The organism is Bacillus sp. LUNF1 (genome assembly GCF_011008975.1).
Lineage (GTDB): Bacteria > Bacillota > Bacilli > Bacillales > Bacillaceae > Bacillus > Bacillus velezensis.
This window is the reverse complement of the sequence record NZ_CP048876.1, coordinates 1,064,913-1,090,277: the sequence shown is the minus strand read 5'-3', so window position 1 is coordinate 1,090,277 and position 25,365 is coordinate 1,064,913. Positions and strand designations below refer to the sequence as shown.

Here is a 25,365-nt window from a genome sequence, read left to right as displayed (position 1 = left end):
AAATATCAAAAACCGCTGAATGAGATTCAGCGGTTTTTTTGTTCATCCTGTTTGTAAAGAAGAGCTTTCAGGAGCGCTTTTTGCGCGTGAAGCCGGTTTTCCGCCTGCTGGAATACCGCAGAGTTCGGGCCGTCGATAATCTCAGACGTGACCTCTTCCTCCCGATGCGCGGGCAGGCAATGCAAAAATGTATAGTCGGGTTTGGCGAGACTGACGAGTGAGGCGTTGACTTGATACGGGGCAAACACATTCAGCCGCTGCTGCGTCTCTTCCTCCTGCCCCATGCTCGTGAAGACGTCGGAGTAAATCACGTCTGCATCCCGCACCGCTTCCTGCGGATTTTCGGTAAGGGTGATTTTCGCTCCGGAAACAGCCGCCGCTTCTTTCGCGGCATTCACCGCCTCTTCCTCTGCTTCATAGCCTTTCGGCGAAGCAACCGCAATGTCACAGCCCATTTTTGCGCAGCCGATCATAAGTGAATGCGCCACATTATTTCCGTCACCGATATAGGCAACCTTTACTCCTTTCAGTTCTCCTTTTATTTCTTGTATCGTTAACAGATCCGCGAGTGCCTGACATGGGTGATACCGGTCTGTCAGCCCGTTTATGACGGGAATGTCTGCATGCTCGGCAAGCTCTTCGACTTTTTCATGTTCAAAGGTGCGGATCATAATGGCATCAACGAATCCGGACAGCACCTTCGCCGTATCCGCGACCGTCTCCCCCCGCCCAAGCTGCAGGTCGCTGCTTGAAAGAAATAGTCCCGTTCCCCCGAGCTGGGCCATTCCCGCTTCAAAAGACACGCGTGTGCGGGTTGAAGATTTTTCAAAAATCATCGCCAATGTTTTCCCTTGGAAAATCGGCTGTATCGGATGTTGTTTTAATAATGAAGCTTCTGTCAGAAGCGCATTGATGTCTGACGGGCTGACATCTTTTAAGGAAAGAAAATCTTTGCCGTACAAATGGGTTAATGTGTGTTCCGCTTTTATTGTGTGCATGATGCCACTTCCTTTTGATAAAGATCTTTGAGCGATACAGGCTGAGGTTTGCCGGAGCCGCTTGCTAAAAATGCCTTTACGGTTTCCGGTTCAGTAAAGACCGTCACACCGTGCGTCATGGCTTCGATCCGTTGTTTACGCGCTTCTTCAGAGTGATTGAAATTGATATGGACCGCTTTATCCTTTCGCTCTGCCCATGCCGGGAACGCATCTTTGCATACGGTAAATCCCGCCTCTTGAGCCTGACGTTCCAATTCCGCATCACAGCCTTCCAGATAGATGCTGCCTTTTTTCTCCCAGACGTGCGCGTAGATTTTTTTCAGGGCGCTTTCTGCGTCAAACGCGACACACATGCCTTCTCCGGTCGACTTCATTTCCGGCCCGGGCTTTACGTCCACATCCTGAATGGCGTGCGAAGAAAAAACCGGGAATTTCACTGCCGTTCCGTGCTGATTTTGAACCTCGGGCTTGATGTCTTTAAGGGAAGCGCCGGCCAGCAATTTGGCGGCAAGCGGGATCATCGGCACCCCCATCACCTTAGACACGACAGGAACTGTGCGGCTTGCCCGCGGGTTCACTTCAAGAACGAGAATATCCCCTTTGTCATCAATGACAAACTGAATGTTCATGATGCCTTTAAAAGCCAGTTTTACCGCGATTTTTTCGGCGGCCTCTTTTATATTCCGCTGCATATCAGGTGTGACAGACGGACCCGGAAGAATCGCAAAACTGTCGCCCGAATGGACGCCGGCGCGCTCAATGTGCTCTGTGTAAGTCGGCACGAATACTTCATGTCCGTCGGAAATCAGATCGATCTCCAATTCTTTTCCTGTAATGTACTGATCGATCAAAATCGGATACGGCATGCCTGCTTCATTTTCCAGCAGTTCTGACATTTGCGCTTCTGAATCAACGATGATCATGCCCATCCCACCGATGACATAAGACGGACGGATCAGCACGGGGTAGCCGATTCGGCTTGCTTTTTCCGTTGCTTCTTCTTTTGAATAAGCGGTTTCGCCTTTGGCATGTTTCAGGTCAAGGTCATCAAGCAGCTGATAAAACAGATCCCGATCCTCCAGCGCATCAAGGATTTCAAAGGATGTTCCGAGCAGCGGAATGCCCGCTTTTTCCAGCGGTTCAGCGGCATTGATCGCGGTCTGTCCCCCAAACTGGACGATGGCAAAATCAATGTTTTCATATTCCGCCACGTTTAAAATATGTTCTGTCGTCAGCGGTTCAAAATAAAGCCGGTCGGCGATTTCATAATCCGTGCTTACTGTTTCCGGATTGTTATTGATCATAATCGTTTCAAAACCCAGCTTTTGCAGGGTCAGAACGCCGTGGACGGCACTGTAATCAAATTCCACTCCCTGACCGATGCGGATCGGGCCTGAGCCGATGATGAGGGCGCGTTTTTTCTCTTTTCGGCTGATATCTCCGTCGCTTTCCCCGAGGTAGGTGGAGTAGAAATAATTCGTCTTGGCATCAAATTCAGCGGCGCATGTATCTACGATTTTAAACGACGGGACGATGCCTGATTTCTTTCTGAGAGCACGGATGTCTTCTTCCGTTTTTCCCGTGAGAGATGCGATCATGACATCCGTGAAGCCCTTTACCTTCGCCTGCTTTAAAAGCGGGACAGACAGATGATCCCCTTCTTCCATCAGCTTGTTTTCCAATGTGATGATATTTCGGAACACATGGAGAAAAAACGGGTCAATTTTCGTTTTGGCATGGATGTCTTCTATCGTTTCACCGCGGCTTAACAGTTCCATGACGACGAAAAATCTCCGGTCATCCGGCGTTACCGCTAATTCCCACAGCTGATTAATCGTACAGCCGCCGAGTTCAGGCAGGCGGGTGCCGATCGTTTTCAGCTCAAGGGAGGCCGCCGCTTTTTGAATGGCCGCTTCCATATTTCTTTCGATCGCCATGACCTCTCCCGTCGCTTTCATCTTCGTTCCGAGCGTGCGGTCGGCATGTTTAAATTTATCAAACGGCCAGCGCGGGAATTTGACGATGACATAATCAAGCGCCGGTTCAAAGCTTGCATAAGTAGAGCCCGTCAGCGGATTTTTCAGTTCATCAAGCGTATAGCCGACGGCAAGTTTCGCCGCCATTTTGGCAATCGGATAGCCGGTCGCTTTTGACGCGAGAGCTGAAGAGCGGCTGACACGCGGGTTCACTTCAATGACATAGTACTGTTTGCTGAACGGATCCAGCGCAAATTGAATGTTGCAGCCGCCGACCACATCCAGCGCCGAAATAATCGCCAGGCTTGCTGAACGCAGCATCTGATATTCTTCATCCGTTAACGTCTGGGACGGTGCGACGACGATGGAGTCTCCTGTATGCACGCCGACGGGATCGATGTTTTCCATATTGCAGACGGTGATGCATGTATGATTGCTGTCACGCATGACCTCATATTCGATTTCTTTAAAACCGGCGATGCTTTTTTCGACGAGGCATTGGCTGATCGGGCTTGCTAACAGCGCCTGTTTAATAAGCGTCTGAAACGATTCTTTCGTTTTCGCGATTCCGCCTCCCTTTCCGCCTAGCGTGTACGCCGGTCTCAGAATGACCGGAAATCCGATAGACTCAGCGAAGCGGAGGGCGTCTTCTTCGTTGTCGACGATTTCGCTTTCCGGAACGGGCTGATCGAGCTCTTTCATCAGGGCGCGGAACTGCTCCCGGTCTTCGCCTTTTTGAATGGTTTCCACCGATGTTCCCAAAAGCTTGACGTGATGCTTCTTCAGCACGCCTGCTTCTTCAAGCTTAACGGCTAAATTCAATGCCGTCTGGCCGCCCAAATTGGCAAGCAGACCGTCCGGTTTTTCTTTTTCAATAATAGCCTCGATGCTGTCGGTTGTGAGCGGTTCAAAATATATTTCATCGACAAACGCCTCATCCGTCATAATCGTTGCCGGGTTGTTGTTGACTAGAATAACGCGGTATCCTTCTTCTTTCAGAGCCATGCAGCCCTGCGTTCCTGAATAATCAAATTCAGCCGCCTGGCCGATGATGATGGGGCCGGAGCCGATGACTAATATGCTGGAAATGGTTGTATCTTTAGGCATGAGCGATTTCTCTCCTTGCTGGTATCACTTTCTCTAGAAATTCATCAAATATCCACTCGCTCTCAGCCGGTCCGGGGTGAGCTTCAGGGTGGAACTGGACGCTTAATACGGGAAGGCGCTTATGAATGAGCCCTTCCACTGATGTATCATTGACATGGTAAAATCTGATGGACAGCTCGTTTTCGTCAATTGATGCTTCATCAACGACATAGCTGTGGTTCTGGCTTGTCATAAACACCCGTTTCGTTTTCCGGTCAATGACGGGATGGTTGGCACCCCTGTGGCCGAACGGCAGCTTATACGTATTTCCTCCGAAAGCCAGGGCAATCAGCTGATGCCCGAGGCAAATGCCGAGTGCGGGGAAATCACTGAGTAATGATGTAATCCGGTTCATGTACGGCGCAATCGCTTTCGGGTCGCCCGGGCCATTTGAGAGCACGATTCCGTCAGGCTGAATGTCGTAAACAGCGTTCATCTGCTGATACGGAATGACCGTTACTTTACAGCCGCGCTTTACAAGTGATGAGGCGATTGATTTTTTATAACCGAAATCAATCAGCGCAATATGCCGGTCTCCGTTCCCCATTGACGTGATGTCTTCAGACTGCGCCAGCTCCGCCGGGTTTTCTGTTACGGATGCTGCGGGAATCTCTCCTGTTGTTGACACGGCAGCGTTCATCGTGCCGCCGGAGCGGATGGTTTTGACGACGGCCCGTGTGTCCACTTCGGTTAAGAGCGGGATGTTCCATTTATTTAAATACTCTCTCAAGCTTGAGACTGCTTCATGGTGAGAAAAATGTTCACACGCTTCATAGACGGCAACAGCCTTGACTTGAGGAATCTTACTTTCAAGGTCTTTTTCATTAATTCCGTAGTTTCCGATCAGCGGATACGTAAAGACGATGATCTGGCCCTTATATGACGGGTCTGTAAGCACTTCCTGATAGCCCGTCATACCGGTGAAAAAAACAGCTTCGCCAACACAGCGGGCCTCTTTTTCAAGTTCACCGCCGAATGATGTTCCGTCTTCCAATACTAAATAGCCTTTCATCTAAAGCCCACCTCTTGATGAATAATTAATTAAAAATATGAATTTTTATACTTTTATACCGGAAAAAAATTACCGTTTCACTGCCGAATGCGTTTCGATCGCTGCTTTCAGCATACTGACGGCCGACAGCATTTCTTCTTCAGAAACCGTAAGCGGCGGGAGCAGCCTGATGACATTCTGTCCGGCCGGAAGCACGAGAAGTCCGCGTTCCTGCAGATCTCCGATGATGCCGGACACGGGACCTGCGCATTCAATGCCGATTAATAACCCTTTTCCGCGGATTTCTTTTACAAAAGGCCCTGTCAGTTCACGGTTCAGCTGCGCTTTTAAAAATGATCCTTTGTCTGCCGCCGCCTGGAGAAAGTCCGGCTGAAACACAATGTCCAAGGTTGCTTTCACAGCTGCCATGGCAAGCTTATTGCCGCCGAAAGTCGTACCATGCGTACCCGGCGTAAAGGCGTCGCCAAGCTTCTTTTTGCCGATCACGGCTCCGACGGGAAAACCGTTTCCAAGCCCTTTCGCAGCAGTGATGATGTCCGGAGAGATGCCGAAATGCTCATAGCCGAATGCCTTGCCCGTCCGGCCGATTCCGGTTTGAATCTCGTCTGCGATAAGCAGCGCCTGTTTGTCTTTGCAAAATGTCTGTAAGGCTTCGATGAATTCCGGATCGGCGGGATTGACTCCCCCTTCTCCCTGCACCGTCTCAAGCATGACGGCGGCGATATCATCCTCTTTTGAAAGCGTGCTGAATGCCGACGGATCATTGAACGGAAGATAGTGAAAGCCTTGAAGCATCGGTCCGAAACCGGTCTTGATTTTGTCTTGTCCGGTGGCGGCCATCCCCGCATAGGTCCGGCCGTGAAAGGATTGATGAAATGTTACGATTTTTGTCTTTCCCGTTGCTTTACGGGCAAGCTTAATGGCGCCTTCATTCGCTTCGGCCCCGCTGTTGCAGAAGAAAACGAGATCCCCCGCGCTATGTTCGGCAAGCTTTGCCGCGGCTTTTTCCTGAAGATCATTTTCAAACAGATTGGAAACGTGCCATACGCTGTCAAGCTGTTCTTTCACCGCTTCTGTGACCTCATCATGACAATGGCCGAGATTGGAAACGGCGATGCCCTGAATAAAATCGAGATACGTTTTTCCGTTTTCATCCTCTGCGATTGTCCCTTTCGCTTTTTTGATATCGATAGGCCAGCGGCTGTAGGTTTGAAATAGGCTGCTCATGACACGCTCTCCTTTTCCTTGACGATTTTTGTTCCTTGGAAGGCTTGATTGGTGAAAAACGCTCCTTTTCCGCTTACGATCATCACTTCCTCGACATCTTCACTCAGTGCCGATAATGCCGAGTTTACCTTCGGAATCATCCCTCCTGAAATCACGCCGTCATCTATGAGGGCCTGAATCTCTTGCGGCGTCAAAGTATCCAGCCTGTTCTCTCCGTCCATAATTCCTTCGACATCCGTGACAAATAAAAGTTTATCGGCGTGTAAGGCTGAAGCAACGGCCGATGCCGCGGCGTCTGCGTTGACGTTCAGCGTTTCGAAATCACTTGTCATGGAAAGCGGAGCGATAACGGGAATGATGCCTTCTTTCATTAATGCGTGAATGATTGACGGATCGGTTTTTTGTATTTCACCGACTTCTCCGTATTTGTCTTGATTAAGGTAAGATGCTTGAAGGAGACCGCCGTCCTTTCCTGATATTCCCGCGGCTTTCAGCCCGTTTTTCGCGAGTTCGGTTACGAAAAATTTATTGATCGTCCCTGACAAGACCATTTCCGCTGTTTCCAGCACCGGTTTAGTCGTTTTCCGCTGTCCATCGACAAATTCCGTTTCAATCTGCAATGTTTTCAGCATTCTTGAAATGTCCGGGCCGCCTCCATGCACGACGGCAATGTTCCAGCCCGATTGCATAAGCTCTTTTACATTTTGAAAAAAATCGGCGGATAACTCGCGGATTACGCTTCCGCCGCACTTAAAAACGATGGTTTTCTTCATGCCGCTCCCCTTTGTTATGTGCGATAGCTCGCATTGATTTTGATATAATCATAGGTTAAGTCACAGCCCCATGCCCGACCGCTGCCGGAGCCTTCCTGCAGGCGGACTGCAATCGTAATCTCATCACCTGATAAGTACTCCTTGGCATCAGTTTCCGAAAACGGCTGAGGTTCGTTGTTTTTAAACAGACACTGGCCGCCGAGGAAAACTTCCACTTGTTCGGCCGTTACGCTTGCCGCACTGTGCCCGATTGCGCCGATGATGCGCCCCCAATTGGCGTCTGTGCCGTAAACGGCGGTCTTCACAAGGCTTGAACCGACGATTTTTTTGGCGATAATATTCGCCTCAAGGTTATTTTTCGCGCCTTCGACTCTGGCTTCAATTAATTTCGTCGCTCCTTCACCGTCTCTGGCAATATCTTTGGCAAGGTCTTCGCATACAAGCTTTAATCCCTTTTTAAAAGCCGGCCAGTCAGGGTGATCCTCCGCCAGGCAATCATTCCCCGCGCAGCCGTTCGCCATCACAAGCACCATGTCATTCGTCGATGTTTCTCCGTCAACGGTAATTTGGTTAAATGAAACATCCGTAATCTCTCTGAGCGCGTTTTTGAGCGCCTGTTCTTCCACGGCCGCGTCCGTTGTGACAAAGCCGAGCATTGTCGCCATGTTGGGGTGGATCATGCCGGAGCCTTTCGCCGCTCCGCCGATCGTGATGATGTCTCCGCCGATCACCAGTTCATAACACGTCTGTTTCGTCACTGTATCCGTCGTCAAAATGGCTTCTTCAAATGCTCCGGACACGGACGGCGCTTGACCGAGCTGTTCAATACCCGCCTGAATTTTTTTCATATCTAAAAGCTCGCCGATCACCCCGGTTGACGAAACCGCAACAAGCTCCGGCTCAATGCCGAGCTGGCTCGCGAAGCCGTCCCGCATTTCATAGGCGTCCTTTAATCCTTGGTCTCCCGTACAGGCGTTGGCAATCGCGCTGTTGACAATAACCGCCTGAAGCACACCCTCTTTTTTCAAGCTGGCTTGTGTCACTTTCAAGGGCGCTGCCTGAAAATGGCTCTGCGTATATACCGCTGCACTGACTGCAGGCGCTTCGCTGATAATCGCTCCGAGATCTTTTTTTGAATAGCGCAGACCGCAGTGCACGCCCTTTGCCTCAAACCCTTTCGGCGAGGATACGCCGCCTTTTATTTTCGTGATTTCCTCACTCAGCTGAATCATTTTTTCGAATCCCTCTTTCGTTCTATGGATAGACTGGCGTCATCGTAAGTCCCGTTTCTTCCTGCCAGCCATTCATGATATTTAAATTTTGAACCGCCTGCCCTGCGGCGCCTTTCATCAGATTATCTATGACAGAAACGATGGTGGCACGGTTTGTTCTTTCATCCACGGTGACACTGATATCACAAAAATTGCTGCCGTATACCTCTTTCGTCGCCGGAAATTCACCTTCCGGCCTGATTCTGACAAAATATGAATCTTTGTAGAATTCGGAATACAATTCTCTTACCTGTGCAGCAGACATACCCGGGGGAGCCTCCGTATACATCGTCGCCATAATGCCCCTTGTCATCGCCGCCAAATGAGCGGAAAACGTGATCGGGCCTATGCCGGGCTGCCAAGCCGCTAATTGCTGTTCAATTTCCGGAGTATGCTGATGCTCATTAACCTTATAAATTTTGAAATTATCATTCAGCTCAGAATAATGAGTGCCCATTGATGCTTTTCGGCCGGCGCCGGATACGCCTGTTTTCGCATCAACAATCAGAAATGAATCTTGTAAAAGCTTATTCTTCGCCAGCGGGGCGAGCCCGAGCAGTACAGCCGTCGGAAAACATCCCGGATTGGCAATCAGCTTTGCAGTCTGAATCTCTTCTTTTTGCAATTCAGCTAAACCGTAAACCGCGCTTTGAATCGTTCCTTTCGGAGCGGCCTTCCGCTTATACCACTTTTCGTACACGGCCGGGTTTTGAATCCGCAGATCGCCGGATAGATCAATGACCGGAATGCCCGCCTCCGCCAGCTTGGGCGACCACTCTCCGGAGACGCCGGGCGGCGCGGCTATGAACATGACATCAATTTCGTTTCGGATCGTTTCTATATGAAGCGGCTGAAGTGATTGTGACGCTATATTCCTCAAATGCGGATATGAAGCGGCATATTCTTTCCCTTCGTCGCTCGATGAATATAATATACAATCCTCTGCATAAGGGTGATGGTTAAGAATCCTGACAAGTTCGGCGCCTCCATAACCAGTAGCGCCTATAATACCTATTTTCAACGGGTTCACCTTCTTGGTTTTTGTGAAATTATTTAACATTATAACATGAATAAAAATTAATTCAATTGTATATTTAATATTTTTTCATTCATTTTCCATCTGTTTTCGCTGACAAAAAACCCCCTCTCGATCGAGGGAGTTCCATAAGAAAAACAGGCTGATCGGATCAGCCTGTTTTCTTCAGCATCATCAGCCCGCTTATAAAAAACAGCACGGAGCTGGCGTAAAAAATAATATAAACCGTAAAGAAATCAGCGAGAAACCCGCCGAGAATAATGGCAGCAGCTGAAAATACGGCCGTCCAGAAATGATAGCTGCCGACTTTTTTTCCCCGCTCCCCGCCGTCGGTGTAATCGGCGATCATGATTTTCTCGCCGTGTTTTTGCATCGCGCCGAACAGGCCCAAAAGCACCTGCACAACATAAACCTGGTGCACGCCGGTAATGTGCGGGAGCGTCAGAAGAAGCACCGCCATTCCCCACGAATTCGCCATAAGGAACCAGCGGGGATCCAGTCTTGCCGACAGCCGGCCGAGCAGCGGATGAATCAATGCGCCGCTCAGGCCGAACAAGCCGTATGAGAGACCGAATTGCGTGTAGCTGGAACCGATGTTTTTAATAAATAAAATATAAAACGGAAAGATCAGGCTGCCGGCAAAAAAGACACTGCTCTGTGACAGGATCAGCCATTTTAAATGGTTGTGTTTCATGATTTGTACCTCTGATAAAAATAATTCATAAACAAGTCATCCGGATCATATTTGTGTTTTTTCTGAAAGAACATATCGCTTTTCGGATATGCCTCGCGCATCTGCTCTTTCGTTTGATACAGCATATACGGGAGATAATAACTGCCGCGGTGGCGCAATGCCGTATCCGTCATTTTTCTGACAATCCGCGCCGCACTCGCCTGGCTGTCTTTTGAAAACCCTTCATTGATTAAAAGAACGAGTGAAAACATGTCTTCCTTTGCGTATGACAGATCGGCTTTTTCATTTTTTTGCACGTAGCGGATCGTAATATTTACGAGATTGAGATCTTCATGTGACAGCGTCTTGCGTAAGTCATGAATGTACGGCGCAAATTCGCCGACGGGTACGAAGTATTCTTGTAGCACGTCGGTGTTGTCCGTGTTTTCATATTCCAAAAATTTCGACTCTGACCGCATGACATTGTTCCTGGAGACTTTCACGCCGTTTTGGCTGAGAAAATAAGACTGCTGAGTTGACCAGAACCAATTTCTGCCCCAGTCATACCGGCGGGAGAGGCCGAGCGCGAATTTCGTCAGCGCCGGATGCTCATCTTCTTTCAGTTCATTGTGCCGCTTTAATTCTTTCTGATTGTCTGAGAGTGTGTAATCAGTCACATACATATCGTGCAAAAAGCCTTTATCCCCTGTTGCGATCCGCGCGAGATGTATGCGCACGGCGGGGTTGCGCTGAACATGCTGCGTAAAATATTGACTGTATGTATCAGCGTTCATGCGTTTCGTTTTCATTTCATAAAGCTCATCATCCGTCAGCTCAATATCCGCGTCAAGGATGACGCCGAACAGGCCGTAGCCGCCGATGACGGCTGAAAACAGGTCATCTTTCGGAGTAACGGTGATGACTTTGCCATCCGCCTTTAAAAGATGAAACGATTTGACTGTATCAATCAGCGAACCGTACCGGATATCCCGGCCGTGGGCGTTGGCGCTCAGTGAGCCGCCGATCGTAAAAATGTTTTGCGATTGCATGACTTTTACCGCGAGCCCGTACGGATTGACATACCGCTGAATATCATTCCACGTCGCTCCCGCCTGCACCCTGATGATTTTTTTCTTTCGGTCGAGACCGAGTATTTTGTTGTAGCCCGTCATGTCGAGAACGATCCCGTCTTCATAATACGTCTGGCCGCCCATTGAGTGCTGGGCGCCTGCTATTGAGATCTTCAGATGCTTTCTCTTTGCTTCCTTAATGGTTTCGACCAATGTTTCTTTCTCTTTTCCTTTGACCGTCTGCTTAATTTTCACGGGCATGAGTCGGCTGACATCCGTCATTGTCCCTGCCTGCTGCTCCGGCTCTTTGTGAAAAGCGGAAACAGCGAACAGCGCCGTATAAACAAGAATGCTAAGGATAATGAGAAGTAATTTTTTCTTCATGGATTCCTCCCTCGCATGCAGCCGGTCTATTATATCATGCCTCACGTCCGTTTTTTTCCTTTTTTACCCGATATCGCACAACCCCCGAATGGCGGGAAACTCGGGGTTTTTTAGTGACTTGCCCTTCTTTCCGCACCCCGGTCTCTAGCGACAAAGCAGACAGAACGGCGCCCGACAGAATCATGTTTAGTACAGCTCGAAACGGTCAGCCGGAAAACACCGGGCATAAAAATACACAGAAATCCTTAAAATGATTTTTTGGTCAGTATATAATCGATATATACGCAGATGTATTACCAAAGGGATTGTTTAAAACAAAGATGTTAAATGAGGTGGGGAAAATAAACATAAAAGGAATCAATCATCTTCTTTTTTCTGTTTCACATTTGGAAAAATCTATTGAATTTTATGAAAAAGTATTTCATGCACAACTCCTGGTTAAAGGGCAAAAAACAGCATATTTTGATCTGAACGGGCTTTGGCTTGCACTTAACTTAGAGGTGGATATACCAAGAAATGAAATACATAAATCTTATACGCATATGGCCTTTACAATTGACCCAAAAGATTTTGATGCAATACATCAAAGGTTAAAAAATCTAAATGTAAATATATTAAATGGGCGTCCTAGGGATAAGCAAGATCAAAAGTCAATTTATTTTACTGATCCCGATGGACATAAATTTGAATTCCACACAGGTACACTCCAAGACAGACTGTCCTATTACAAAAAAGATAAACCTCAAATGAAATTTTATATATAAGGGTTTGTTTGCGATCCAAAACAAACCCTACCTGTCGCTTATCCGCGTTGATTTTTCCTTCTAAATGCAGACAAAAGAAAAGCACCTCCAAACTTTAGGATGTACCTAAAATCCGAGGTGCATTTTCTTATTACTGAATCCCTAATGCGATTTTTGCGTAGCGTGACATTTTGTCTCTTGTCCACGGCGGATTCCAGACGATGTGGACCTCCGTCTCTTTTACATCCGGAATGTCAGTGAGCGCTTTTTTCACCTCGTCGACGATGATCGGAGCAAGCGGGCACCCCATTGATGTCAGTGTCATCGTAACGTGCGTCAGGCCGTCGTCATCCATATCAACGTCGTATACAAGGCCGAGATTGACGATATCGACGCCGAGCTCAGGGTCAACAACCTGCTCCAAGGCGCCCATGATGTTTTCTTTTAATGCTTCTTCCACGTTCCATCACTCCTTTTTCCTCAGTATAACGTAAAAGCGGGTTTTGTTAACACCTTTGTGCTTTATAAATGCTTATCGAACCAGGCGACGGTTTCTAAAACGGCGTATCTCGGGACTTTATGGTCAGCCCGTTCGTCTTTCAGAAACTGAAGATGGTTAGGCCGGCTGCTGTAATGAGGTTTAATCGTTTCATAAAAGCCGCGGGTCGGTGCATACGGAACGACTTTGTCTTGAACGCCGTGCCAGAACAGCAGCGGGCGGCTGCGGAGTTTTTCCGGTTCCAGACTGAGATCAAACGGTTTGAGCCGCGCAAACAGTTCATCGACCTGTTCTTTTGTGACGTCAATGTCGATGTCCTGCTTTTGAATGTGGTCAATCTGCTGCTGAAAAAACGCCGTATAGTTCGGGCTTCCCATCAGGCTGACACCGGCTTTGACCCAATCATATGCGGCCATCGCGCCGAATGTCGTAATTCCGCCCATTGACGTGCCCGCAAGACCGATCCGCCCGTCTTCAATCAGACCGCGCGCTTCAAAATCCTTTTTCAGCACGTCAAGCTCCTCGATTTCATTTAATACAATGTCCCAAAAATGGACGGCGAGCTCTTCTGCTGACAGCTGTTCAGCGCGTTCACCGTGGTAAAGAGCTTCCGGCAGCACGGCTCTGAAACCCTTTTCAGCAAGCAGGTAAGCGAAATGAAGATTATGCTCCTTCGCGCTTGTAAAACCGTGAATAAAGAAAACAAGGGGAGCGGGACGGTCCCGATTTTCTTCTTTTACAATATGTAAAAACGGAATGCCTGATACGGTTTGATGATCAATAAGAATCACGTTGACTCCCTCCTTAGGATAACCATAATCATAAGTGTAACATGTAGACAATAAAGATGGTAAAAAGCTACACTGTACATAAGAGAAAAACAGCAAATTATATGACAAAAGGAGTTATTTATGGAGACAAAACCTTACCTCATCGCCTTAGATCTGGATGGAACTTTATTAAAAGATGATAAAACCATTTCCCCTGAAACGGCACGGACGATTCAGACGCTGAAAGAAGCAGGTCATCATGTCTGCATCTCAACCGGCCGCCCGTTCCGTTCCAGTTCGATGTATTATGACGAGCTCGGGCTGACAACGCCGATTGTCAATTTTAACGGGGCGTTTGTCCACCACCCGAAAGACGAGTCATGGGGACGCTACCACACGTCTTTATCTGTCGATGTGGTCAGACAGCTTGCCGAACTTACAGAGACCTATCAAATACATAATGTGCTCGCTGAGATCATTGATGATGTGTACTTCCATTATCATGATGAGCATTTAATTGAGGCGTTTCATATGAATACGGCGAATGTCACATTCGGCGATCTGCGCGAAACGGTCCAAGAGGATGTGACGTCCGTATTGATTCACGCGAAGGAAGAGGACGTCGCGGACATACGCGCGCATTTATCCGATGTGCACGCCGAGGTCATTGACCACAGAAGATGGGCGGCTCCTTGGCATGTGATTGAAATTATTAAACACGGGATGAATAAAGCGGTCGGCCTGAAGAAAATCAGCGACTATTATCAAGTGCCGAGAGAACGAATCATCGCGTTCGGCGACGAAGACAACGATCTTGAAATGCTCCGATTTGCCGGGTGCGGCGTAGCGATGGGAAACGGCACGGATGAAGTCAAACAGGCCGCCGACCGCGTCACGGGATCAAATGAAGCGGACGGAATCGCCGAATTTTTAAAATCCTATTTCTCCCTGTGAGGTTTTGCCGCTCATAACACAAAGCCTTCCGCCCATACTAAAACAGACGACTCATCTCGTCTAAATATGGAAGGGGGACATTGCAATGGGTAAACGAAACAAATCAAAACGGTTTATTCAGCAAGGCAAGGACTCTGTCAGTCTTCATGACGCAAGATTTCCATATCGGTCTACATTAGAGGAAGCACAGCATGATGCAGCAAAAGATTCGGCTGAAAGGCAGGTTGACTTTTAATGAGAAACGAACTGTTTTCTCAAGCCAAGTCATTTGTCCAGCAGGCCGTCATGATTGCTAACGGTTTCGAAGACGGCGATCAGGAAAAAGCTGTCTCACGCGCCAAAAATGCCGTATCTTCCGCGTACGCCAATTCGACGGATGCAGAACGTCAGCAGCTGCACCAATTTCAGGATCAGCTGGAGAAATTGCAATAAAAAAAGGCGCCCCGTTTAGACGAGGGCGCCGCTTTTTTATTTTACTTCAAATGTTTTTACCGTTTTCAGTCTTTTTCCGATCTGATCGGACTTCCCTAAAAACGTCACCGTCACCGTGTATGTTCCCGGACCGGGCACGTTTTTCCACACATCTGAAAAGTCATACGTTTCATTCGGCATTAAGGTCACGGTCTGAAACGCCTGAGTAAACATTTTGTCTTTTGAATAGCGGTACAGTTCTTTGTGATGTTGGTCATGTACGGTCAATTCGAATTTCTGCCCTGAGCTGAATGTGAAATCGATCGGGCTGCCGCTCTTGTTTTTTAAAGACATTTGAAATTCGATCTGCTGATCCGTCTGCACAGGGTTTACGGCTAATTCCGCTTGCTGTTCATTCATCTCTCCGGATACCTCCTCAGCGGGCTCCTTCTGCCCGGATTGACTGCTGCACCCGATCAATAAAATGACCGGTAATAACAGGCCAAACAGCCACTTCATTCTATCCGCTCCTATCAGTCTTTTCTGAAGAAACCAAAGATCCCCGTCGTTTGCACGATGTTTGTGAAGGCTTTCGGGTCGACTTCTTTCACGATTTTCTCAAGGTCATACAATTCGTACCGCGTGATGACGATGATCATCATTTCTTTCTGTTCGTTTGTGTAAGCGCCTTTTGCCGGCACCGTCGTAATGCCGCGGACCATTTTCCCGTAAATCGCTTCTTTGATTTCATCGGCTTTTTTCGTAACGATCATGGCGGTCAGTTTCATGTGGCGGGTGTGAATGGCGTCAATCACCCTTGTTGTGACATACAGAGCGACAAGGGTATATAATGCTTTCTCCCATCCTTGCAATAATCCTGCCGTCAAAATGATAATCCCGTTCAAAATGAAGAAATATGTGCCGACCGGCTTATCCTTCCATTTGGCCAGCACCATCGACACGATATCAAGACCGCCTGTCGAAGCGCCGAATTTCAGCGTTAAACCGATGCCGATAGCTGAGATGACTCCTCCGAATACGGTATTCAGAAGAATATCGTGCGACAGTCTCATTTCCGGGAGAATTCCCATAAAGACGGACGTCATCGCTACGCTTAATATGCTGTATACGGTGAATGATCTGCCGACTTTCAGCCACCCTAACACACCGATGGGAATGTTTAAGAGGAACATGAGAACTCCTGTCGAAATATAAAAGGGGGCGTATTGATCAACGACGCTTGACAGCAGCTGGGCGACACCGGTAAAACCGCTGGCATATACATTCGCCGGTATCAGGAATAAATTCAGTCCCGCCGCATACAGAAACGCGCCGATGACGACGATTGCTAATTTTTTTGCTTGTTCTAGTACCATGGCTTGCTCCTCCGCTCATTTTCATTATTAGCTTTTCCCTTAAAACAAAGTTTTGAACACTATTTTGCCACATTTATATGATATAGTTGGCATCACTCTCACCAATCGGAAAGAAGGGAATTATGATGACAGTTCACCTTATTGCTGACAGCGCCTCTGACCTGCCGAAATCTTATATTGAAGAAAACCGGATCGGGTTCATTCCGCTGCACGTAACACTTGACGGAAACGAATATGAGGACACGGTCACCATTCAGGCGGATCATATATTTCAAGCGATGCGGGACGGGAAAGTTCCGAAAACATCCCAGGCATCACCGGATACGATAAAAAAAGTATTTTTACAATACGCGGAACTGGGAGAACCGGCGATATACATCGCCTTTTCCTCAGGTCTTTCCGGCACCTATCAGACGGCCGTAATGATCGCCAATGAAGTAAAAGAGGAATTTCCCGATTTTGATTTACGGATTGTAGATTCCAAATGCGCTTCTTTGGGCTGCGGCCTCGCGGTGATGCACGCGCAAACACTCTGTGTTAACGGGAATACAATACAAGAAATCGAAACGTCTGTAAAGAGCTTTTGCGCACGGATGAAACATATATTTACGGTCGATGATGTCGCTTATCTCGCGCGGGGCGGCAGAATTTCAAAAACGTCCGCTTTTGTCGGGGGGCTTTTGAACATCAAACCGATTCTGCATGTGGATGACGGCAGACTCGTGCCGCTCGAAAAATTGCGCGGACAAAAGAAACTGTTTAAACGGATTATAGAAATGATGAAGGAAGAAGGCGGCGATTGGGCGGATCAAACCGTGGGGATCAGCTACGCAGATAACGAGGAGACGGCGCTTCGGATGAAGGAAATGATTGAAGAAGCGTTCCATCCGAAAGAGATCATTCTTCATTCAATCGGCTCTGCGATCGGCGCGCACTCCGGGCCGGGTACGCTCGCGATTTTTTTCCTGAAGCCATAATTTCAATGCGGGCGGGCATCCTAACGGACAGAAGGGAGGCTTTGCCGCATGAAAGATGATGACAAAAAACCGTTGGACAATAACGCCGTAAATCAGAAAAAGAATCGGCTTGCCGAAAAAAACCGGCAGGCGGGAAAAAACCAGAATTCCAAAAAACCGGACCATCTGTAAAAGCAAAACAGCCCTCTTGTCTTAGAAGAAAGAGGGCTGTTTTTTGTTCTATATGCGTCTAACATCACTTATCACGAATCCGCTTTCAGGCAATGCCGGCATTCTGGACAGGCTGAAGCTCAAATCTTGGGACGGAACATCGTACTCTATTTCATTGGCAAGAAACGCAAGGGAAGTTTTCATGACTTCCACGGTCATTCCCTCACCCGGACAGCGGTGGCCGTTAGCCGGATCACCTCCGCCCTGGGGAATGAAATCAAATTTATTTTCCTCCCGCCCCTGAAAACGTTCCGGGCGAAATTCATTCGGATTCTCCCAAAGCCGGGAATCATGGTTTGTCCCATATAGGTCAAGCATGACGGAGGCACCCTTTTTAAACTCACAGTTCTTCCATACGAAATCTTTTTTCACAACGGCTCCTAAAAACGGGGCAAACGGGTAATACCGCCGAACTTCATGTGCAAATCTTTCGGCCTCCTGATCATCTCTCGATCTCAGTTTGCCCCGATATTCAGGGTAATCATGCAATGCAAGAGCTGAAAACGTAATAAAGTAAGAAATGGCGGCAATCGGGCGCAGAACATTAATAAGCTCAACAGCAGCCATATGAGAATTAAGTCTGTTCCCGTCAAGTTCTGTATGAAAAGCCATTTCATACAAGGCTGAGCCCTCCGGCGTTTGCAGCTTGCCGGACCGCACATCCTCAATGACCTCCTCTATCCATTTCTCCGTTTTCAGCCTCGCCCTTCTGCCTTTCCAATGACGCGGTCCGACAGCGCCGAATGCGTCTACCATATCGGTGAAATCCTCCGCCCGCTCTTTCACTTCTGAGTCTTTCAGCGGGACGCCGGCCCACTCACAGGCAGCCCGGCACAGCACTTTCTTCGCTTCATCAAAAAGGACAATTCGGTTTGAACCCTTCCACATTTCCGCAGATGCTTTCCACTGTTTTTCCACCGCTTCCGCAAGCCGTTTTTGCCGGGGCGGCGTCATCAGTGACATAAATAGAAGCTTCCTGTGCTTATGCCGTTCACCGTCCATTGCCTGGATTGCCCCTGTTCCGAATAACGTTTTCTGCACCCGTTTGGGGAGGGCCTGCTGCCGCTGAAATCGTTCTGTGTCATAAAAAAGCTTTGCGGCTTCCGCTCCGCTCATACAAATGAATGTCTTCCCTAATAAACGGGCGCGAAACACATCTGAGCGATAATTCTCCGCTCGGTTTTTCACAAATACATAACCATCGCGTAATAAAGCCAGACTATTATCAAGACCCTTTTCCTGCGGAATTTGTTCATCCATCCCGATTCCTCCCTTCTTTTTTCACCTTTCACGAAAAAGAATAAATATAAACACATGTATATTCAGTATTTGTGTTTCATTCAGAAGTTACTCATGTCAGGCTGCAAAAATCAGGGGCGGGGCAAAAACCCGTTACAAAGTAAACCGGCGGACCTGATCGTTTAACCGCTCTGTCAGGCTCACCAGATTATTGACGCTTTCCGCCATTTTATGAAAAGAAGACAGCTGCTCAAGCGCGGAGGCAGAAATCTCTTCGCTTCCCGCAGCCGTTTCCTGAACGACGGCGCTGATGCTTTCGGCATGATGCAGCACTTGCTCACCAAGCTGTTTCGATTCGATGATCCGTCCGTCCAATTGTGTAAGCTCCGCTTTAATATGGGCGGCTTTTTGTTCAATATGGGCGAATGATTCTGACGTTTTCTCCATCAGTTCCTGCTGTCTGTCCGCTAAAGCGACGCCGGTCGTGACAGCTCCGGTAATAGATGTGATGCCGTCTTCAATTTGCTTTACCATATCGAAAATCTGCGCGGTCGCTTTGGCTGATCCGTCTGCGAGCTTCCGTATCTCCTCGGCAACGACGGCAAATCCTTTTCCGGCCTCGCCTGCTCTGGCCGCCTCGATTGCGGCGTTTAATGACAGCAGATTGGTCTGGCCCGCAATGTCAGAAACGGTCTGCGCCATCATACTGATTCCTGCCGCATGCTCTATGAAGAGACCGGCGGCTTCGGAAATCTCTTTTGATGTCTCATTGCTTTTATCAATGGCTTGCTTGGTCTCGGCTAAAGCACCGCGCCCCGCAGCCACCGCCGCAATCGTCTCTTCGCTGCTTCTCGTCGTTTGTTTTGAACGTTCGGCGTTCGCCTTTGAATGTTCATCCATTTGTTCAATGAATTGCACCGCATGCTGCAGATCTTCTGAAATGGTTTGGGAGCCTTGCGCCATTTCTTCCGTCGACACGGACACCTGCTCGGTCATGTCCTTCAGCGTCTGGTTTTCCTTCGTCAAACCTTCCGCGAAAGTCTCGACTTCACGGCCGACCTCTCCGATCGCCTGAATTAAGGTGCGAAGCTGTTCAGCCATCATTCCGAATGAGTCATTCAGCTCTTTCAGTTCGTCCTTCCCTTTATAATCAAGCATTTCAACAGCAAGGTTCCCTCCTGCAATACGACGGGCATTTTCAGCCATACGGCGGATCGGCCCTGCGATTCTCTTCGTCAGCCTGATGGAAGATATGACGGTAACAGTAAGTATCACGATGGTCAGCACGGCTGCGCTGTAAACGATAAACTGAATCTGGTCAGCCGTCTGCTTCTGCATGTCTTCATAGTGATCCCGGCTTTTCAGATTCAGCATATAAATATCATTCAGAAGACCGTTGATGCGGGCCGCCGTCCTTGTCGCTTCAGCCGGGCTTTTCGAATCAAGAGCAGCGTCCGCCTCCGCCTGCCATGTTTCGTATTTTTTGGCGAGTTTGTCATAAGCGGCTTTGTCCGCATCGTCCGTCATCGTTTTTTTGAGGGCCGCCAGTTTGTATGAGCTGCTTTTCATATAGCTTCGTACATCTTCTTTCTGGGCGTCTGCGAGCGTATAGGAATAGCCGGTGATGCTTTCTTTTAACGTATTAAGGTCAGCTTTTGCTTCCTGGACGTTTAACAGCGCGTCCACTTCATCTTCATTTGAAGCCTGAATCTTCATCATGTTTACAATGGTAAAGCCGATGACGGCGGCGAAGCAAATCATCGTAACGGCTGCGTTAACGAGCAGCCTTGTCCGTAATGTCACTTCAGATCGCCTCCTTTTTCAATCAGGCTGTTTTTCATATCCGTGATCTTTTTCGTCAGCCCGCCTGCGTTTTTGACAACTCTGATCTTAGCTAAGTCCATGCCGTTTTCCTTCAGTCCGTAAACGATCTCTCCGCTTTTGATCTCCTTGTTGTCTTTTAAATCTTTCGCCAATTCATAGATGACTTGGTCGACGTTTTTCACTAAAGAAGAGATAACGGCGTGCTCGGCGGTGTAATATTGATCGCTGTCAACACCGATGGCATATACTTTTTGCGCCTCCGCTTCTTTCAGAGCGCCGACACCCGTGAAGCCGGCCGCCGTAAACAGGACATCGGCTTTTTTTCGGATCATGTTTTGGGCGATGCGCTTCCCGAGCTTATCATCATCAAACGTACCGCTGATGTCCGACAGCACGCGGATATTCGGTTTGACTGATTTCGCCCCTTTCAGATAGCCTTTCTTAAACCGTTTAATGACGTCGGCATCTGAACCGCCGATAAATCCGATCGTGCCGGTTTTGCTCGTCATGGCCGCCAGCGCTCCGGCTAAGTAGCTTCCTTCATCCTCTTTAAACGTGACGGAGGTGACATTATCCAGGTCTGATACGGAATCAATCAGCACAAACCGCTGCTTCGGATATTTTTTGGCGACCTTTTCTAAATCCGCCTGCATGCTGTAACCGAGCCCCACAACAAGATCATTGCCTTCCCGGACAAGCTGGGTCAGTCCTTTTTCGTATGTACCGGTATCTTTTATTTCCCGATAGTCAAATGTGATGCCGAGCTCGTCTCTCGCTTTCATCAAACCTTGAAAGCCTGAATCATTAAATGATTGGTCGCCGAGACCGTTGTCTGTCAGCATGATGCCGATTGTTTTCGTTTTGTCGGCCGCCGGTTCCTCAGATTTGCCGGCACATCCCGCCGTGCTGAGCGCAATCAGCAGTACAGCCGCAAATATCGCCATTTTTCTCATTGAAACTCTCCTTTTGTTTTTTTCTATAGTTATATATCGGTTCGGATGTCAGAATATTTTATTTCAATAAAATATGTATGTTCGGCAGGGTGATAAACAAATGAGGGCCATAGGAGCTTTTGAGAAAATAAAAAACATCGGTTTTGGTTCACCGATGTTTTTGCAGAAAATTTATTGTTTTTCGTATGTCCAGCCGTCTTCCTGATACACTTTGCCGTTTTTCATCAGGTGCCCGAGCGCCCGCTTAAAGGCGGCTTTGCTTAAATGAAACCGTTCGCGGATATCGTCAGGATGGCTTTTGTCTCCGTATGGCATCGCGCCGTTTCTTGATCTCAGATAGGTCAGAATTTCTTCCGCGTCAACCGAAAGCGCATCCTGCTTTCTCGGCAGCAGAGACATGTTGACCGAGCCGTCTTCCTTCACCTCGATGACACGCCCTGTCACGCGGCTGCCGAGTCTCGGCTCTTCTTTTCTTTCTGAAGGGTGAATAAACGCGCGGATGCCTTCATCGGTAATCAGAAAAGAGCCTGATGCGATCAGTCTGTACACCGTACCCGTCAGGTCTTTATTCATGACGTCTTCCCCTGCATCCGTAAATAATTCACTGATGATATCTTCAGGCGCCGGCTTGGCAAACATGCGCCCGCGGCTTGTCACCTTCAGCATGCAATACAGTCTGTCTCCTTTTTGCGGCCAGACGGATTTGTACGGAGGCAGGTGCTCCGTTGCGACGAGCGCGTCTTTTGACAGACCGACGTCGACGAATACGCCCATATCTTCCACAGCGTCCGTCACTTCCACCCATCCGTAGTCATAAAAGCTGATGAGCGGCTTTTTCATCGTCGCCGCGAGTCTTTCCTGATGATCGACGTAAATAAATACGTCCACTTCATCTTTGTCTTCGATATCCTCTGTGATTTCACTGTTATGTAAAAGAACCGTATCCTCGCCGTCGGTTAAAAAATAACCGAAATCGGTTTGGTGATCTATACTAAGCGTGAGCTGCTGCCCTGGTCTCATGTTATCGTCCTTCCTGATTCGCCCGTATGAGGCTGATGTTTTTCTCATTTTTTCCAATATGCATAAATTCATGCCTTATGCTGTTGGACATTTCTCTTTATTCTACTATAATCAACTCATAAGTGAAATGTTATAGGAGGTTTTCTCATGGCAAAAGAAAGTTCTTTTGATATTGTATCGAAAGTTGAATTTCCCGAAGTGCAGAATGCGATTCAGATGACGCTGAAAGAAATCGGCACGCGCTATGACTTTAAAGGATCGAAAAGCGATGTAACTTTAGAAAAGGAAGAACTTGTCCTGATTTCTGATGACGAGTTTAAACTGAATCAGCTCAAAGATGTGCTGAGCGGCAAGCTGATCAAACGGGACGTGCCGACGAAAAACATTGAATACGGCAAAATCGAAAATGCCTCAGGGGGCACGGTGCGCCAGCGCGCGAAGCTTGTACAGGGCATTGATAAAGACAGCGCCAAAAAAATCAACGCGGTGATCAAAAACTCCGGCTTGAAGGTCAAGTCGCAGATTCAGGACGACCAAGTGCGCGTCACCGGAAAAAATAAAGATGATCTGCAGCAGATTATCGCAGCCGTCCGCGGAGCAGACCTGCCGATTGACGTTCAATTTATTAATTTTAGATAAATTATGTGATTCCTATTGATTATTGTCTCTATTTTCGGTAAATTTGGAGAAAGGGATTTTCACAGTTAAGTTTTGGAAACCCATGACAATTACATGAACGTTCTTATCAAGAGAAGCCGAGGGACTGGCCCGACGACGCTTCAGCAACCGGTGTAGTGGTTTACCCAAACCATGACCAAGGTGCTAAATCCAGCAAGCTAAAAACAGCTTGGAAGATAAGAAGAGAGACAAATGATTACAAAGTCTTCTTCTTAAGAAGACTTTTTTTATTTCTCTTTTTTCCTTGCTGAATGTGACGAAGGAGGCAAACAATGGGACTATTACAAGACTTAAAAGAACGGATTTTAATCGGTGACGGCGCGATGGGCACTCTCCTCTATTCCTACGGCATTGACAGATGTTTTGAGGAACTGAACGTATCAAAGCCCGAAGAAATCAAGCGGATACATAAGGCTTACGTGGAAGCCGGGGCAGACATCATCCAGACAAATACGTACGGCGCGAATTTTATTAAGCTCTCAAGATACGGACTTGAGGATGAAACGAAAAAAATCAATCAGGAGGCGGTCAGAATCGCGCGCGCTTCCTCAGACGGCGCTTATGTATTGGGAACGATGGGCGGCATCCGCACCTTTAACAAAAACGCCTACAGCCTGGAGGAGATTAAACGCAGCTTTCGGGAGCAGCTTTATTTATTGCTGCATGAAGAGCCGGACGGCCTGCTTCTGGAAACATACTATGATTTAGAAGAGGCCCGCGAAGTGCTGAAGATAGCGAGAAAAGAAACGGAACTTCCGATTATGCTGAACGTATCCATGCACGAACAGGGCGTGCTGCAGGACGGAACGCCGCTTCGGGAAGCCCTCAGGTCCATTGCCGATCTCGGCGCTGACATAACGGGAATCAATTGCCGGCTCGGCCCGTACCACATGATTGAAGCGCTCACCGAAGTGCCGATTTTCCGTGACGCTTATTTATCGGTCTATCCGAACAGCAGCCTTCCGTCTTTAGAAGAAGGCCGGCTTGTTTATGATACGGACGATGCCTATTTCCGGGAGAGCGCCGTACAGTTCCGCACTCAGGGCGCGCGCATTATCGGCGGCTGCTGCGGTACGACACCCAACCATATCAGAGCCATGGCTGAAGCGGTCCGCGGACTTTCCCCCGTCACTGATAAAGAAGTGAAAATCAGACGGGAAGAAGAAATCATCTCAGTCAGCAGCGAACGGACCGAGCCGGGTTTAAACGAAATCGCCGCTAAAAAACGGTCAATTATCGTGGAGCTCGATCCGCCGAAAAAATTGAATTTTGAAAAATTTCTGCAAGCAGCGGCTGAATTAAAAGAAACCGGCATAGAAGCGCTGACTCTCGCCGACAATTCATTGGCGACACCGCGGATCAGCAATGCCGCCTGCGGTTCATTGCTGAAAGAGCGCCTTGATATCCGTTCTCTCGTTCACATTACATGCAGAGACCGCAACATCATCGGCCTTCAGTCACATTTAATGGGGCTGGATACGCTCGGGCTCACCGACATTTTAGCCATCACGGGCGATCCTTCAAAAATCGGCGACTTTCCGGGGGCTACTTCCGTCTATGATTTAACGTCCTTTGACTTGATCAGGCTGATTAAACAATTCAACGAGGGTATTTCTTTATCTGGGAAACCGCTCGGCAAGAAAACGAACTTTTCCGTAGCCGGAGCATTTAATCCGAATGTCCGCCATCTTGATAAAGCAGTAAAACGGCTGGAGAAAAAAATCGAGTGCGGAGCTGACTACTTCGTGTCCCAGCCTGTCTACTCGGAGCAGCAGCTCATTGACATTCATCATGAAACGAAGCATCTCAAAACACCGGTGTATATCGGAATCATGCCGTTAACGAGCAGCCGCAACGCAGAGTTCATTCATCATGAAATCCCGGGCATTAAGCTGTCAGACAGCATCCGCGAAAAAATGGCGCTCGCCGGCGAAGACAAGCGAAAGCAGAAAGCCGAAGGCCTCGCCATCGCCAAATCGCTTCTCGACACGGCGTGCGAACTGTTTAACGGAATTTATTTAATCACCCCGTTTCTCCGTTCTGATTTGACGTCAGAGCTTGCAGCTTATATTAAGCAAAAGGATGAAAAGCGGGCTGATGTATATTTGCATTGACGCGGAAGAGGCCGCCTGATATGACAGGCGG

At 48.3% G+C, this 25,365-nt stretch carries 25 protein-coding genes and 1 riboswitch; of the genes, 8 read left to right on the top strand and 17 right to left on the bottom strand.

Annotation, left to right across the window (positions count from 1 at the left end; genetic code table 11):
- Positions 1 to 26 precede the first annotated feature (26 nt).
- The 9 genes from argF to G4O42_RS05560 all read right to left on the bottom strand — a co-directional run bounded on the left by argF (position 27) and on the right by G4O42_RS05560 (position 11,566).
- Positions 27 to 998: an ornithine carbamoyltransferase gene (argF, locus tag G4O42_RS05600; RefSeq protein WP_032874446.1), complete on the bottom strand. Its 972-nt coding sequence runs from the start codon at positions 996 to 998 to the stop codon at positions 27 to 29.
- Entirely contained in the window at positions 986 to 4,081 is a 3,096-nt protein-coding gene (locus tag G4O42_RS05595; RefSeq protein ID WP_032874445.1) for a carbamoyl-phosphate synthase (glutamine-hydrolyzing) large subunit, read from the bottom strand. Before G4O42_RS05595 ends, argF begins: the two co-directional genes overlap by 13 nt.
- Positions 4,074 to 5,132, bottom strand: coding sequence for a carbamoyl phosphate synthase small subunit (locus tag G4O42_RS05590; RefSeq protein WP_032874444.1), 1,059 nt, complete (start codon positions 5,130 to 5,132; stop codon positions 4,074 to 4,076). The genes G4O42_RS05595 and G4O42_RS05590 overlap by 8 nt, the downstream gene beginning before the upstream one ends.
- Positions 5,133 to 5,201: 69 nt before the next feature.
- Positions 5,202 to 6,359 carry an acetylornithine transaminase gene (locus tag G4O42_RS05585; protein ID WP_032874443.1) on the bottom strand — a complete coding sequence of 386 codons (1,158 nt, stop codon included), beginning with the start codon at positions 6,357 to 6,359 and terminating at the stop codon, positions 5,202 to 5,204.
- Complete coding sequence (gene argB, locus G4O42_RS05580; RefSeq protein WP_032874442.1) at positions 6,356 to 7,132, bottom strand: acetylglutamate kinase; 777 nt, start codon at positions 7,130 to 7,132, stop codon at positions 6,356 to 6,358. Before argB ends, G4O42_RS05585 begins: the two co-directional genes overlap by 4 nt.
- Before the next feature lie 14 nt (positions 7,133 to 7,146).
- Complete coding sequence (gene argJ / locus G4O42_RS05575) at positions 7,147 to 8,364, bottom strand: bifunctional ornithine acetyltransferase/N-acetylglutamate synthase (RefSeq protein WP_032874440.1); 1,218 nt, start codon at positions 8,362 to 8,364, stop codon at positions 7,147 to 7,149.
- 22 nt (positions 8,365 to 8,386) lie between these two features.
- Entirely contained in the window at positions 8,387 to 9,424 is a 1,038-nt protein-coding gene (gene argC, locus G4O42_RS05570; RefSeq protein ID WP_032874438.1) for an N-acetyl-gamma-glutamyl-phosphate reductase, read from the bottom strand.
- 166 nt (positions 9,425 to 9,590) lie between these two features.
- Positions 9,591 to 10,133 carry an MFS transporter gene (locus G4O42_RS05565; RefSeq protein WP_003155082.1) on the bottom strand — a complete coding sequence of 181 codons (543 nt, stop codon included), beginning with the start codon at positions 10,131 to 10,133 and terminating at the stop codon, positions 9,591 to 9,593.
- Entirely contained in the window at positions 10,130 to 11,566 is a 1,437-nt protein-coding gene (locus G4O42_RS05560; protein ID WP_032874436.1) for an FAD-binding oxidoreductase, read from the bottom strand. Before G4O42_RS05560 ends, G4O42_RS05565 begins: the two co-directional genes overlap by 4 nt.
- A 320-nt stretch (positions 11,567 to 11,886) precedes the next feature.
- Here G4O42_RS05560 and fosB point away from each other — a divergent pair, with 320 nt between their 5' ends.
- Positions 11,887 to 12,330, top strand: coding sequence for a metallothiol transferase FosB (gene fosB / locus G4O42_RS05555; RefSeq protein ID WP_032874434.1), 444 nt, complete (start codon positions 11,887 to 11,889; stop codon positions 12,328 to 12,330).
- A 130-nt stretch (positions 12,331 to 12,460) separates the two neighbouring features.
- Here fosB and G4O42_RS05550 read toward each other — a convergent pair whose 3' ends face one another.
- The gene (locus G4O42_RS05550) at positions 12,461 to 12,769 is read right to left on the bottom strand and encodes a metal-sulfur cluster assembly factor (protein WP_032874432.1); all 309 of its coding nucleotides are present in this window, start codon (positions 12,767 to 12,769) and stop codon (positions 12,461 to 12,463) included.
- Positions 12,770 to 12,831: 62 nt separating this feature from the next.
- Entirely contained in the window at positions 12,832 to 13,599 is a 768-nt protein-coding gene (locus G4O42_RS05545) for a prolyl oligopeptidase family serine peptidase (protein ID WP_032874430.1), read from the bottom strand.
- A gap of 120 nt (positions 13,600 to 13,719) precedes the next feature.
- Between G4O42_RS05545 and G4O42_RS05540 the strand changes: the two genes are divergently transcribed.
- The 3 genes from G4O42_RS05540 (at position 13,720) to G4O42_RS05530 (ending at position 14,964) form a co-directional block, all read left to right on the top strand.
- The gene (locus G4O42_RS05540; protein ID WP_007610550.1) at positions 13,720 to 14,532 is read left to right on the top strand and encodes a Cof-type HAD-IIB family hydrolase; all 813 of its coding nucleotides are present in this window, start codon (positions 13,720 to 13,722) and stop codon (positions 14,530 to 14,532) included.
- Positions 14,533 to 14,617: 85 nt separating this feature from the next.
- Positions 14,618 to 14,767 carry a hypothetical protein gene (locus G4O42_RS05535; RefSeq protein ID WP_003155094.1) on the top strand — a complete coding sequence of 50 codons (150 nt, stop codon included), beginning with the start codon at positions 14,618 to 14,620 and terminating at the stop codon, positions 14,765 to 14,767.
- Positions 14,767 to 14,964 carry a DUF3813 domain-containing protein gene (locus tag G4O42_RS05530; protein WP_003155097.1) on the top strand — a complete coding sequence of 66 codons (198 nt, stop codon included), beginning with the start codon at positions 14,767 to 14,769 and terminating at the stop codon, positions 14,962 to 14,964. Before G4O42_RS05535 ends, G4O42_RS05530 begins: the two co-directional genes overlap by 1 nt.
- 36 nt (positions 14,965 to 15,000) lie before the next feature.
- On the opposite strand, the gene G4O42_RS05525 is transcribed toward G4O42_RS05530, so the two are convergent.
- Both G4O42_RS05525 and G4O42_RS05520 read right to left on the bottom strand, forming a co-directional pair.
- Complete coding sequence (locus G4O42_RS05525) at positions 15,001 to 15,462, bottom strand: BsuPI-related putative proteinase inhibitor (RefSeq protein ID WP_007409142.1); 462 nt, start codon at positions 15,460 to 15,462, stop codon at positions 15,001 to 15,003.
- 14 nt (positions 15,463 to 15,476) lie between these two features.
- Positions 15,477 to 16,319 (bottom strand): YitT family protein, encoded by an 843-nt coding sequence (locus tag G4O42_RS05520; RefSeq protein WP_007610547.1) that lies wholly within the window; start codon positions 16,317 to 16,319, stop codon positions 15,477 to 15,479.
- A gap of 125 nt (positions 16,320 to 16,444) precedes the next feature.
- Between G4O42_RS05520 and G4O42_RS05515 the strand changes: the two genes are divergently transcribed.
- Together G4O42_RS05515 and G4O42_RS05510 are read left to right on the top strand one after the other, a co-directional pair.
- The gene (locus tag G4O42_RS05515) at positions 16,445 to 17,296 is read left to right on the top strand and encodes a DegV family protein (protein WP_029325952.1); all 852 of its coding nucleotides are present in this window, start codon (positions 16,445 to 16,447) and stop codon (positions 17,294 to 17,296) included.
- Between the two features lie 48 nt (positions 17,297 to 17,344).
- Positions 17,345 to 17,467, top strand: coding sequence for a hypothetical protein (locus tag G4O42_RS05510; RefSeq protein WP_003155105.1), 123 nt, complete (start codon positions 17,345 to 17,347; stop codon positions 17,465 to 17,467).
- Positions 17,468 to 17,515: 48 nt separating this feature from the next.
- Here the strand turns inward: G4O42_RS05510 and cypC are convergent, their stop codons facing one another.
- From cypC to G4O42_RS05490, 4 genes are all read right to left on the bottom strand, one after another.
- Complete coding sequence (gene cypC / locus G4O42_RS05505; protein WP_032874428.1) at positions 17,516 to 18,766, bottom strand: CYP152 family fatty-acid peroxygenase CypC; 1,251 nt, start codon at positions 18,764 to 18,766, stop codon at positions 17,516 to 17,518.
- 132 nt (positions 18,767 to 18,898) lie between these two features.
- Positions 18,899 to 20,548: a methyl-accepting chemotaxis protein gene (locus G4O42_RS05500; protein ID WP_032874426.1), complete on the bottom strand. Its 1,650-nt coding sequence runs from the start codon at positions 20,546 to 20,548 to the stop codon at positions 18,899 to 18,901.
- A complete protein-coding gene (locus G4O42_RS05495) occupies positions 20,545 to 21,522 on the bottom strand; it encodes a BMP family lipoprotein (protein ID WP_032874424.1) in 978 nt (325 codons plus the stop codon). Before G4O42_RS05495 ends, G4O42_RS05500 begins: the two co-directional genes overlap by 4 nt.
- Positions 21,523 to 21,693: 171 nt before the next feature.
- Positions 21,694 to 22,590, bottom strand: coding sequence for a CvfB family protein (locus G4O42_RS05490; protein ID WP_171006743.1), 897 nt, complete (start codon positions 22,588 to 22,590; stop codon positions 21,694 to 21,696).
- A gap of 99 nt (positions 22,591 to 22,689) precedes the next feature.
- Between G4O42_RS05490 and G4O42_RS05485 the strand changes: the two genes are divergently transcribed.
- The gene (locus tag G4O42_RS05485) at positions 22,690 to 23,181 is read left to right on the top strand and encodes a YajQ family cyclic di-GMP-binding protein (protein WP_003155112.1); all 492 of its coding nucleotides are present in this window, start codon (positions 22,690 to 22,692) and stop codon (positions 23,179 to 23,181) included.
- A 100-nt stretch (positions 23,182 to 23,281) separates the two neighbouring features.
- Positions 23,282 to 23,403: riboswitch (SAM riboswitch) on the top strand.
- Between the two features lie 89 nt (positions 23,404 to 23,492).
- Positions 23,493 to 25,334 carry a bifunctional homocysteine S-methyltransferase/methylenetetrahydrofolate reductase gene (locus tag G4O42_RS05480; RefSeq protein ID WP_032874420.1) on the top strand — a complete coding sequence of 614 codons (1,842 nt, stop codon included), beginning with the start codon at positions 23,493 to 23,495 and terminating at the stop codon, positions 25,332 to 25,334.
- Positions 25,335 to 25,365: the final 31 nt, after the last annotated feature.

Excerpts from the sequence above, each read along its gene's own strand:
- argF (WP_032874446.1), bottom strand. The coding sequence starts at position 998 with ATGCACACAATAAAAGCGGAACACACATTAACCCATTTGTACGGCAAA.
- G4O42_RS05595 (WP_032874445.1), bottom strand. The coding sequence starts at position 4,081 with ATGCCTAAAGATACAACCATTTCCAGCATATTAGTCATCGGCTCCGGC.
- G4O42_RS05590 (WP_032874444.1), bottom strand. The coding sequence starts at position 5,132 with ATGAAAGGCTATTTAGTATTGGAAGACGGAACATCATTCGGCGGTGAA.
- G4O42_RS05585 (WP_032874443.1), bottom strand. The coding sequence starts at position 6,359 with ATGAGCAGCCTATTTCAAACCTACAGCCGCTGGCCTATCGATATCAAA.
- argB (WP_032874442.1), bottom strand. The coding sequence starts at position 7,132 with ATGAAGAAAACCATCGTTTTTAAGTGCGGCGGAAGCGTAATCCGCGAG.
- argJ (WP_032874440.1), bottom strand. The coding sequence starts at position 8,364 with ATGATTCAGCTGAGTGAGGAAATCACGAAAATAAAAGGCGGCGTATCC.
- G4O42_RS05565 (WP_003155082.1), bottom strand. The coding sequence starts at position 10,133 with ATGAAACACAACCATTTAAAATGGCTGATCCTGTCACAGAGCAGTGTC.
- G4O42_RS05560 (WP_032874436.1), bottom strand. The coding sequence starts at position 11,566 with ATGAAGAAAAAATTACTTCTCATTATCCTTAGCATTCTTGTTTATACG.
- fosB (WP_032874434.1), top strand. The coding sequence starts at position 11,887 with ATGTTAAATGAGGTGGGGAAAATAAACATAAAAGGAATCAATCATCTT.
- G4O42_RS05540 (WP_007610550.1), top strand. The coding sequence starts at position 13,720 with ATGGAGACAAAACCTTACCTCATCGCCTTAGATCTGGATGGAACTTTA.
- G4O42_RS05535 (WP_003155094.1), top strand. The coding sequence starts at position 14,618 with ATGGGTAAACGAAACAAATCAAAACGGTTTATTCAGCAAGGCAAGGAC.
- G4O42_RS05530 (WP_003155097.1), top strand. The coding sequence starts at position 14,767 with ATGAGAAACGAACTGTTTTCTCAAGCCAAGTCATTTGTCCAGCAGGCC.
- G4O42_RS05525 (WP_007409142.1), bottom strand. The coding sequence starts at position 15,462 with ATGAAGTGGCTGTTTGGCCTGTTATTACCGGTCATTTTATTGATCGGG.
- G4O42_RS05520 (WP_007610547.1), bottom strand. The coding sequence starts at position 16,319 with ATGGTACTAGAACAAGCAAAAAAATTAGCAATCGTCGTCATCGGCGCG.
- G4O42_RS05515 (WP_029325952.1), top strand. The coding sequence starts at position 16,445 with ATGACAGTTCACCTTATTGCTGACAGCGCCTCTGACCTGCCGAAATCT.
- G4O42_RS05510 (WP_003155105.1), top strand. The coding sequence starts at position 17,345 with ATGAAAGATGATGACAAAAAACCGTTGGACAATAACGCCGTAAATCAG.
- cypC (WP_032874428.1), bottom strand. The coding sequence starts at position 18,766 with ATGGATGAACAAATTCCGCAGGAAAAGGGTCTTGATAATAGTCTGGCT.
- G4O42_RS05495 (WP_032874424.1), bottom strand. The coding sequence starts at position 21,522 with ATGAGAAAAATGGCGATATTTGCGGCTGTACTGCTGATTGCGCTCAGC.
- G4O42_RS05490 (WP_171006743.1), bottom strand. The coding sequence starts at position 22,590 with ATGAGAAAAACATCAGCCTCATACGGGCGAATCAGGAAGGACGATAAC.
- G4O42_RS05485 (WP_003155112.1), top strand. The coding sequence starts at position 22,690 with ATGGCAAAAGAAAGTTCTTTTGATATTGTATCGAAAGTTGAATTTCCC.
- G4O42_RS05480 (WP_032874420.1), top strand. The coding sequence starts at position 23,493 with ATGGGACTATTACAAGACTTAAAAGAACGGATTTTAATCGGTGACGGC.